The sequence below is a fragment of the Nostoc sp. FACHB-133 genome, from assembly GCF_014698055.1.
Lineage (GTDB): Bacteria > Cyanobacteriota > Cyanobacteriia > Cyanobacteriales > Nostocaceae > Nostoc.
Window position 1 is genome coordinate 1 of record NZ_JACJSH010000117.1, and the last position, 9,735, is coordinate 9,735.

The 9,735-nt window shown below is 41.7% G+C and carries 11 protein-coding genes; 8 read left to right on the plus strand and 3 right to left on the minus strand.

What is annotated here, in order from left to right:
• Positions 1–230: chemotaxis protein CheB (locus H6G86_RS36720; protein ID WP_190938491.1), on the minus strand; the 230-nt coding region annotated here is incomplete at its 3' end.
• 691 nt (positions 231–921) lie between these two features.
• On the opposite strand from H6G86_RS36720, the gene H6G86_RS36725 reads away from it, so the two are divergent.
• Positions 922–2,055 carry an ISAs1 family transposase gene (locus H6G86_RS36725; protein ID WP_190938492.1) on the plus strand — a complete coding sequence of 378 codons (1,134 nt, stop codon included), beginning with the start codon at positions 922–924 and terminating at the stop codon, positions 2,053–2,055.
• 319 nt (positions 2,056–2,374) lie between these two features.
• On the opposite strand, the gene H6G86_RS36730 is transcribed toward H6G86_RS36725, so the two are convergent.
• A complete protein-coding gene (locus H6G86_RS36730; RefSeq protein ID WP_190938493.1) occupies positions 2,375–2,791 on the minus strand; it encodes a response regulator in 417 nt (138 codons plus the stop codon).
• An 852-nt stretch (positions 2,792–3,643) separates the two neighbouring features.
• Here H6G86_RS36730 and H6G86_RS36735 point away from each other — a divergent pair.
• From H6G86_RS36735 to H6G86_RS36755, 5 genes are all read left to right on the plus strand, one after another.
• Positions 3,644–3,994: a cupin domain-containing protein gene (locus tag H6G86_RS36735; RefSeq protein WP_190938494.1), complete on the plus strand. Its 351-nt coding sequence runs from the start codon at positions 3,644–3,646 to the stop codon at positions 3,992–3,994.
• 347 nt (positions 3,995–4,341) lie between these two features.
• The gene (locus tag H6G86_RS36740) at positions 4,342–4,635 is read left to right on the plus strand and encodes a hypothetical protein (protein WP_190938495.1); all 294 of its coding nucleotides are present in this window, start codon (positions 4,342–4,344) and stop codon (positions 4,633–4,635) included.
• Between the two features lie 54 nt (positions 4,636–4,689).
• Positions 4,690–4,830 (plus strand): hypothetical protein, encoded by a 141-nt coding sequence (locus tag H6G86_RS36745; protein ID WP_190938496.1) that lies wholly within the window; start codon positions 4,690–4,692, stop codon positions 4,828–4,830.
• A gap of 737 nt (positions 4,831–5,567) precedes the next feature.
• Positions 5,568–6,506: an NAD-dependent epimerase/dehydratase family protein gene (locus H6G86_RS36750; RefSeq protein ID WP_190938497.1), complete on the plus strand. Its 939-nt coding sequence runs from the start codon at positions 5,568–5,570 to the stop codon at positions 6,504–6,506.
• Between the two features lie 328 nt (positions 6,507–6,834).
• On the plus strand, positions 6,835–7,290 hold the full coding sequence (locus tag H6G86_RS36755) for a cupin domain-containing protein (RefSeq protein ID WP_313931625.1): 456 nt from the start codon (positions 6,835–6,837) through the stop codon (positions 7,288–7,290).
• Positions 7,291–7,574: 284 nt separating this feature from the next.
• On the opposite strand, the gene H6G86_RS36760 is transcribed toward H6G86_RS36755, so the two are convergent.
• Positions 7,575–8,210 (minus strand): HD domain-containing protein, encoded by a 636-nt coding sequence (locus H6G86_RS36760; RefSeq protein ID WP_190938498.1) that lies wholly within the window; start codon positions 8,208–8,210, stop codon positions 7,575–7,577.
• A gap of 337 nt (positions 8,211–8,547) precedes the next feature.
• Between H6G86_RS36760 and H6G86_RS39795 the strand changes: the two genes are divergently transcribed.
• Positions 8,548–8,676 (plus strand): hypothetical protein, encoded by a 129-nt coding sequence (locus H6G86_RS39795; protein WP_277883716.1) that lies wholly within the window; start codon positions 8,548–8,550, stop codon positions 8,674–8,676.
• A gap of 707 nt (positions 8,677–9,383) precedes the next feature.
• Complete coding sequence (locus H6G86_RS36765) at positions 9,384–9,620, plus strand: hypothetical protein (protein ID WP_190938499.1); 237 nt, start codon at positions 9,384–9,386, stop codon at positions 9,618–9,620.
• Positions 9,621–9,735 lie beyond the last annotated feature (115 nt).

A 9,735-nucleotide genomic window follows, 5' to 3' on the forward strand; every position in this document is an offset into this window, starting at 1 on the left:
AGCAGGCTTTCATGATCAGGAGACAAATGCTGAATTAGCACAAACGCCATGCCCGTATCCGTTGGCAAATGGCGGATCAGTTCCGTAAATGCCTCTAGCCCCCCAGCAGAAGCGGCAATTCCCACCACTGGAAAAGGAGCATTGGTTTGGGATGGCTGATTTGGCTCCGAGTCTGGTTTGACGGGGAGTGAGTCGGATGTATCCTTGGGGACGGGTGACTCAGGAGACATAAATTGTATGGGAGTTCAATGCTCCTTTCAACAACACTGAACTAAGCAGGAGTTGAGCGATCATTTGAGCAGGCTTAACAGCAGACAGTCTCAGTTCAACCAAGAAACTGATCCTGTGTGCCAGATTCCAGGAGGAAAAGCACCAGGTCACTTCAATGATATGACGTAAGTACACTTAGGTGACAGCCCTCAGTCTACCTGTTTTTGAGCTTAACCGAACCATATTGGGCGTAATCTGTCAGTTTGTTCGCTAGTTGTTGACCTGCTTCAGCACAATTTCGGAATCTTGTTTTGATTTGATTCATAGTAGCCATAACTGACCGCCGCTTACAAGATATCTTTTAGGTTAGGTAACAAATTTGAGAAAGTTGTGAGGAAAACAAAACCACCTCATAAGTTCTTCAAATTTTTCTTTTAGCATCAAATTAAGTTTATTTAAGAAAGGGAAATCTGAGAGGAGCTAACCTCAGTGGTGCCAGGGCAAACGCATCTAAATATTGATGAGTATATATAAAAGGAGAATGCACAAAAGCTGTACCCCATAGTACTTTCATAAAATCAAACATATATCCTCCAAAAATGATAATCATTATGATGCGGATATTTAGAGGTAACAGTCGGTTGCTTTTTATCGAACGTGATATTCTCATAAAAGCTCTAAAGAAGAATTACCTTTTCCCTGCTCCTCTCCATGAAGCTTAAGCCGAAAATCACAATTGCTGACCATTTTGGAATGATAGAAGACCCACGAATAGACCGTACTAAACGGCACAATTTAATCGATATTATGACCATTGCTGTATGTGCAGTGATTTGTGGAGCAGATGGATGGGTAGGAATCGAGACTTATGGTTGTGGGAAGTATGAATGGTTGAAAACATTTTTAGAATTACCAAATGGGATTCCATCCCACGATACATTCGCGCGGGTATTTGCACAAATAAATCCTCAAGAGTTTCAGTCATGTTTCCTGAATTGGATGAAATCAATACAGAAAATGACTAATGGTGAAGTCGTTGCGCTTGATGGGAAAACATTACGTGGTTCTTATGATAAGAAGAGTGACCAAAGTGCAATTATAATGGTAAGCGCCTGGGCAACTACAAATAAATTAGTTCTGGGACAAGTAAAAGTAGATGAGAAATCGAATGAAATTACAGCTATTCCAGAACTATTAAAGGTATTAGAACTATCTGGATGTATTGTGACAATTGATGCAATTGGTTGCCAGAAAGAAATTGTAAAGCTCATAACACAGCAAAATGCAGATTATGTAATTGCATTAAAGAAGAACCAAGGCAACCTTTATGATGAAGTTGAAAAGCTATTCGCTTCAGGGATAGCCACAGGTTTTGAAGGGATTGCACATAGCACGTATAAAACAGAAGAAACAGGGCATGGTCGTCATGAAATCCGCAATTACGTAATGTTATCTCAAATTGAATCTTGGCTTAACTCAGATTCAATTTGGTCAAACTTAAACAGTGTTGGAATGGTAGAATCTGTCCGTTCATTAAATGGTGAAACAACGGTTGAAATTCGTTATTTTATCAGTAGTCTTGAGTCAAATGCTAAACAGTTTGGTAATTCTATTCGCAGTCATTGGGGAATTGAAAATTCATTACATTGGGTATTGGATGTAGCTTTAAAAGAAGATGATTGTCGAATTAGGAAAGATAATGCTCCGCAGAATTTCACAATATTACGGCAAATTGCAGTCAATCTCCTAACTCAAGAGAAGCGTGTTAAACGTGGAATAAAAAATAAACAGTTTCTCGCTGGGTTGGATAACAATTATTTAGAAAGGGTTTTATCCTTAGCCTAAACTGAATTATAAACGGTTCAGTTTAATATTCCAGTGAAAAATTTTACTTCCTTTCAAGGAGTAATTCTTTTTTTGTGCCTAATCAGGAAGTTTTTTAGTACTAATAAAGAGTTACTTGGTTGGAAATAAGCTAATTTATAATTTTGGTCACTGTTGATTTATTTTATTTATCAAATCATCAGGTATTGTGATTATCTAGATAATTTTGAGATTCTTATTAGTTTTTGTTAAGAAATAAGGTGCGTTTCCCCTACCTTAATAGGGAAGTTTAGGCAACTTAACGATAAAGCTCGTCTCCTTCCCCTAGGCACTTTCAACTTCAATCGTCTAAATGATGCCCAAGCTGTAGAGCTGCTTGGACGTATTTTATTAATGCATCCGGGTCAACGGGCTTTCGGATAACTCCAGCCACATTGACATCAGGCTCTTCTCTAAAAAACGCCTCTTCGTTTGCCGTAATTAACAAAATAGTTAGAATTTGTAAAATTGGGTTGTTTTGAATGCGCCGAGCGACTTCGTACCCATCCATTTCTGGCATCATCACATCTAGTAGAAGTAGATCAGGTATTTTGGATTCAAGGAAAACTAGTGCTGCCGCTCCAGACTCTACAATTTCAACTTCATAACCCTCCATTTCTAAAAGAGTTTGGAAGAAAAAGCAGTTGTCTACAACATCATCGCAGACAAGGATAAGCTTATTAGTACTTTCTTGTTTAACTCCTCTTTTAACTACCATATTGAAATAGGGAAGATCGGGTTGTTTGGTTGTAAGTCCTGTTATAGTTAAACCAACAACTTTTTTCGTCTGGCTGTGGTGTTAGTTGCTAGTGTAAGTTTTATGTAAATATTTGCTAGCCAGCTTTTCAAAAGTGGCGGATTAGGGCAACGAAACTAATTTTTAAGTGGGATTTCAAGACTTGTGTGTACACTGTAGCCAATGGATTGAGGAAACAATGGAAATAATTTCTGACTGAAACTCCCTATGTTGGACGAGAACGACCATCAAAAACTTCTGCCATTGAGTAAGTAAATAAGATTTTCTTCTTCTGATAAAACATTCAAAAGTGGTAGATGAAATTGAACTTATTTACCTAGCAAGATACAAGAAGTATTCGATGTTTTATGTTCTAGTAAAAAATAAGGAAACGAATAAGGAATTTTGCGGAGGTCGAGGAAGCAAATCTAAAAGCGGCTTTAGCTCCCGGTTCAAACTGAGGAGGAAGTTCAGGTAGGATAGCCTCACTTTTTTTGCGATGGCGTAACCGCCTGCTGGAAGCAATGCCTGCGGCGAGCTACGCCTACGCTACATACTTGCAAACGAGCGCCCAGCCTGGACATTCAAAAGATTATCTATTCTGAAAGTGTGCTGAAATCGGCTGCCTATATTTTCTTAGGTCATGCGCCAATCGCCAAAATTGTCTTTCCATAATTCAATACAGACACTCTTGTGGGAAAAGGGTTCATGTAAAAGGAGAAAGGTTTTTTCTTATTCATTTTCTCTTTCCCCCTTCCCCACTTCTGAAAGAAGTCTAATCTATAAGTGTCATTGTCGCTCAAATTAATCTCTCTGCAACAAAGGAATCATCTCATGACTACAAGCATACTCTCATTGAAGATAAACAAAATTCGTTGGGCGGACATCATTGAGTATCCCCAGCATGGAGCTAAAAGTAAGGTTCTGCTAGAAGATGAAAACTGCCGCTATACGCTGATGTCTCTGGCGGCAGAATCGACCATTGCAGAACATACCAATCCTCGCAATGCGACTGTGAATGTAATTGAAGGACAAGGCGTGCTGACACTGGAAGATCAAGAGATTGTTCTAGAATCTGGAGTCTTTGCTTTTATACCCGCCAACGCACGCCACGCGCTTAAAACAGCAACTAACCTCGCCTTTTTATTGACGCTTTCTGAACAGGTTGACAACTCCAAACATTGACCTGATAAGTTTCTCAACCCTGTTCCTAATGAGCGAGAACTCTCAACCATCTATTATCTGCTCATTAGGAGTCAAAACCGCAAAACAATTTTGAAGTACAGTTATAAGGAAAGAAGCGATGCCTGCGGCGAGCTACGCCTACGCTTAATACTTGCATCTGTGCAACAGATTATCCTGAGGCATCTACCCGAAAACAGATTTGTACACAATTAATAAATTCTTCAGCAAGAGACTCGTATTTTCCATAGTTTTGGTGTACCTTATTAATTCCGTGCAATTATTAATACTCATCTTCTCCCAAATTTACTCATTCAAATTTTAAGCCAATGCCTTCAAGGGAACAGCCAATGAAAACTTCTAATGATACAGATATTAAGAAAATCATCAAAAAATCCGACAAGCTCACCCTGAGACAGATGAAGTTAATCGAAGAAGCAGAAGACCAACTTCAAAAAGCTAATACTGTCAATTCTCCAGCCCCTGTGGTTGAGGTTGAGGAGAAACCAGTAGCGATTTCAGAGCCTAGAGTTCCTGACTATGTTCCATTGCTTGATAATCCTCCAGTACAATCTGTGGGCAATTCCGGCTGGCAAGTGTCTGATGTCTGGCGGGATATCCGCGTTGATGATTTTTGTAATTAAAGCAGGCAATTTGTATTCCCAGACGGTTCTGCATCAAGGCGGTTGTAATTATCCATGATCCGAATCTTAGAAATTGAGGGACAGGAACCGCTTCAGGGAGAAAAGTTTTCCCGAATGCAATATTGGCAGCAATACCTCTGCCTCTGTCTCTTCGCTGAACCAATATTATGGCAACCGCCTGAGCAGCTTTTGTAAACTATTTTTGCACCAAGTCAAAGCTATAGTTGCATTGTGCTTATAATAAGTTACGGCTAATTATAATTAAAAGTTAGCACTTCACCTGTGTATTGCTTGACTTAGGCATTACAAGCGATACCAGGGATAACCAAAATTCATCGGCAGCGCAATAGTTTCTTTTTCGTTGCCAATATGCTCAGTCAGCGATCGCATATTGGTGAAAGTGTTGTGTCTGGGGAAAAGTAGTTTTTATCGTAGTTGATGTCGGATAAAAGATAAGGGTATATTATTTTGTGTTGTAGCCGAGTTTGGTGTTGTCACTGAAAGCATAAGTTGAGCAAATTGCTTGCTTTATGCTTTCAAAGTTGCTCATTTTATCCTTACAGTGACAAAATTAATCGCTTAAGGAAAGAAGCGAAGTTCACGACAAGGAAATGGGTGAATGGCACTAAGTTAAGCTGAAGGGTAGGCGGCGTAAGGATTGCAGAGGAGCAGGGGTGCAGAGGGGCAGAGGAGAATTTCTCTTGCTTCTTTCCGTATGCCTCAAGTTTTCTGTCCGTATGCTTCTTCCTTCTTCTTTCTCCCCTGCCCCTCCGCTCCTCTGCACAAGAGCTGCCTCAACGATTTTCCCTTTTCTTAGTGCCATTCGGAAATGGGTATTGAAGTAGAGGAGCTACTATCTCATCCCCTCTACCACTTCCGCTATTAACGCAATGTAGTGCCGTACTAGTCAACAAGTTTTGGAGGATTTACAGATGAAGGTTTTTGTTGCCGGAGGAACAGGCGCAATCGGTCGCCCAACGCTCAACCAATTACTTGCCAGAGGACACAATGTTGTCGCGCTGACCCGCACCCAAGAAAGAGCGCAATCATTAGCGGCACAGGGAATCGAACCAGCGCTCGCAGATGTATTCGACGCAGATGCAGTTAAAGCTGCGATCGCCCACGCTCAACCTGAAGTTGTGATTGAACAACTCACCGCTCTGCCCAGAACTTACACCCGCGAATCCATGAATGCGACAGAGGCTTTAAATATGCGGATTCGGTCGGAAGGTGGTGGCAATGTGCTGGCGGCAGCAAAGGCAGCAGGGGTGCGCCGTTTTCTGAAACAGTCGATGGCCTTCTGGGGAATCCCCGGTGTTGGATTGGCAGATGAGGAAACCCCGTTATCGGTTGATGCCCCCCCCGCCGTTGCCACAGATGTTCGCCTCGTCATTGAGACTGAACGTCTTTTACTGCAAACGCCTGATCTGGAAGGAATCGCTTTACGCTATGGTTTCTTCTACGGCCCCGGCACTTGGTTCAACGCAGATGGCGATGTCGGGCAACAGGTGCGGCAGCAACAGTTTCCCATTGTGGGCAATGGTGATGGTGTCTGGTCGTGGATACACATTGAGGATGCAGCGATCGCCACCGTTGCAGCAGTAGAGCAGGGCAATCCTGGGGTTTATTTGATTGTCGATGATCAGCCTTTAGCAGTGCGCGAATGGCTCCCTGCCTTTGCGCGATCACTGAATGCTCCCCCACCACCACAGGTATCAGTTGAAGATGCTCTGAAAATGGAGGGTGGCGCGGACTTTGTTTACTACCAAACTCAGATGCGAGGTGCATCGAATGCCAAAGCAAAACGCGAACTGAATTTTCAGCCGCGATCATTGGAATGGGTGGTTGACACCACCGTAGCTCTTGGGTAAAGGCAAACCTGCCACCTGCCAGAGCAGCATGGTTTCATCGCCAATGAACAGTGAGGTTTTACTGACACCAATGCTTTCCACCAAACGGTATGGTATTTCTCCCGGAGGATGAAACTGATAATCGGTAACTGTTAAAGATCAGCAATGAGAATTCAATACTGACATAGGTTGAGTTGAGGACACAAAGCCCAACATCCGGCAACTGCTGAATTTTGCTCCCGCTCAACTCAGCCTACACCTGTCTAATCCGCGATCTGCTTGATTCAGCATGAGGGCAAATCAGGCGGATTTATATCCACCAGTTTGTATTCACGCAAGGAGAACGGAAGTGTTTACTAGATTTTTCTCGCGAGTTGCATTCATCACTCTCTCCATATTTATAGCGCTCTCCATATTCGCAACTCTACCCGTATTTGCAGCTTCAGCCAATGATTTATCTGCTGATACGTCTAAGGTAACGCTGGTTTTTGAACACGCCCTTCCCAATGTGTCAGGAAAGAGTGTGAAAGGCTTGCTGGTCGAATATCCGCCAGGTGGCTCAACACCTGCACATACCCATGCAGCCTCGGCTTTTATCTATGCAACAGTTCTGGAAGGTGCAATTCGTAGCAAAATCAATGATCATCCAGAGCAGGTGTATCACGCTGGTGAGAACTTTTTTGAACTACCTGGCGATCATCATCTCAAGAGCGCAAATGCCAGTGATACTCAACCCCTGCGCTTGCTAGCCGTCTTTATCGTCGATACCAATGAAGAGAACCTGACCACACTGGAAGACGAGTAAGACGCACCCATTGCACCGATATCACTCAACTTTATGTGCCTGAGCAGGACAATCCAGAATTATTTCATGACGCAGATCACCTAAAGCATATCAAGTCTAACAACTGCCGGCTCACTTGCTGTTACTTTCCTCGATTCCGAATGATTAAGTCGCGTTTTAACTCAACTAACTTGAGTGGTCTAAATTGAGCGATCGCAGAACAATGTGTGACTTAAAGGATAAGCTTGCCGCAACGATGGACGATAGCTTAGAGCTTTTCTTAGTACCATTCAGATATAGAGGGTTCAGTCTTGCCAATTGGATTCGAGGATGACGCTGCAAAAGTTTACTCGCTTGTAAGTTGGGTCCATCCGCTCAAGAATATCAGCATTAAGTGTGCCAAACGTGGTTTCAGGTCGATGTTTCATTCCATCAGCAAAAGCCTGAATGATGTTTTCCTTAAAGTGGTTACCACGCGGGTGCATGGCGATTACTTGTTCACGTTGTTCAGGTGTAAACTCCGAAAAGCCGAGACCTACAACATCCATCTCCACCCCAGCTGTCACCAGGGCAACTTCTGGCTTTTTGTGTTGGGGAATTCCTGGTGTCGTGTGCAGCGCGATCGCATCCCAAACCAAGTCGATCGAGTCTTGTGGAATTTGGTGGCGACGCATAAAGTCCCGTGCCGCATTTGCCCCATCGACCTCGAATCTTTCCATCGAGTGACGGTATGCCTGGGTTAGTCCGATGTCGTGAAACATTGCACCAATATACAGCAATTCGGGATCAAACTTTAGCCCTTTGCGTATTCCAGCAAGGGCACCAAACAAATACACGCGAGTCGAGTGATGAAATAGCAGTTCAGATTCAGTATCTTTGATCAATTCTGTCACTTCACGAGCGATTTTGCTATCGGGAATGGTAATGCCTGCGATTATCATTTTTACATCAGCATGGAGATAAACTTTTCTTACGTTTGTATATTTATTATGAGTTTAAAAAATATTTTAACATCTCTCTTTAGTAATACAGATAGAAATTTAGTTGATTACTTAAAAATTACGAGATTCTACTTAACAATGTTTTAATTTTAAACTCACATTACAAAAATTTAGTGCTTTTCAACCTAATGATGGAAAATTTCAAAGCTATCAATTTTGACATGATGCGTCCGCTTTGTTAACAGCAATGAATGGCGACCCCTGAAAACCAGAGATAGCCGCAGCGCAAAGTTATTTTGTTGTCAAAACACGAGAAGCCGAAACCCAGTTAAAAGGCGTGACCCAAATCCAGTTACTAGTAGCAATCGCAACAATGCACGATTCAGTCTTTGCTGGAGATGGAAAACGAGCCATTCAGGATTTTGCGCTCGTTCTGCGCCAAGTGTATGGAAAAGCAGATAGCTAAATGCAGTTGTTGGGCTTGTTTGATCACATTTGCTAGAAGTTTGGACGATAGCATCAATCTTTCAGCCTCTGCAAAAATTATCTATATGTGTAGAAGTTAAAATGTAAGGATTCAGGTCTAATATTGGGGAAGTAAAGAAGGACGAGACAGACAATTATTAGAGTCAGCCAATAGAGCTTTTGCAACAGCATTAGTTGTTTGACTTCCTCTCCATCTTCCTAAAAGATCCGCACCTATACAGATCAGGTGTTGCAGTCTTTTGCTAAACAATACGGTATTTCACTATATCAATATAAGGATATGTTTGAGATTACCTCAAGCTACTGCCCAGTGCGATCTTGCCCGTTAAATCCAGAATAGTAATTCCAAATTCAAAATTCAAAATTATTAGTAATTACGTACTAAACAAGATAGGATAATTATTATAAAGGCAACTTTTATAATAATGAATCAACATCAGCATATTACAGATAGAACATTTAACTTTGCAGTAAGAATTGTTAATCTCTGTAAAATTTTAGATGAAAAGCCTGGAGTAGGCAGGGTTCTATACAAACAACTAATAAGGTCTGGAACATCATTTGCTTCGCTCTAATTCAAAATTATTAATTCAAAATTAAAAATTATTGATATATAAAAAGTAGGAGGAGAAACTTGTAATTTAACTCGATAAGTAAAATACTTTGAATAATTTTGAATTTTGAATTTTGAATTTTGAATTTGATATGACAATCTGGGATGTATTAGATGAGTTGTCTGAATCTCCACCAACTTCTTCCCTTGATGCTATGTGGGATTGTTTGGATGCCGAGCTAGAGAATTTACCCTTGGAGGCACAGTTATTAACCGCAGCGCTTGCCTTCAGTCAAATTGCGGATATTCTCAAGTCTCGTGCCGAAGTGCTGTTGCAAGATACCCACGATCGCTCTGACAATATGCTCTAAATATTGATACCCAAGCCATTGCTGCTCTTCTGTTGCGGTTAAACCTACCGTCCGATTTTTTTCTACCAGAGTGTTAATTTGAGCTTGCAGGGATTCAGAGGGACGCAGGGCAATA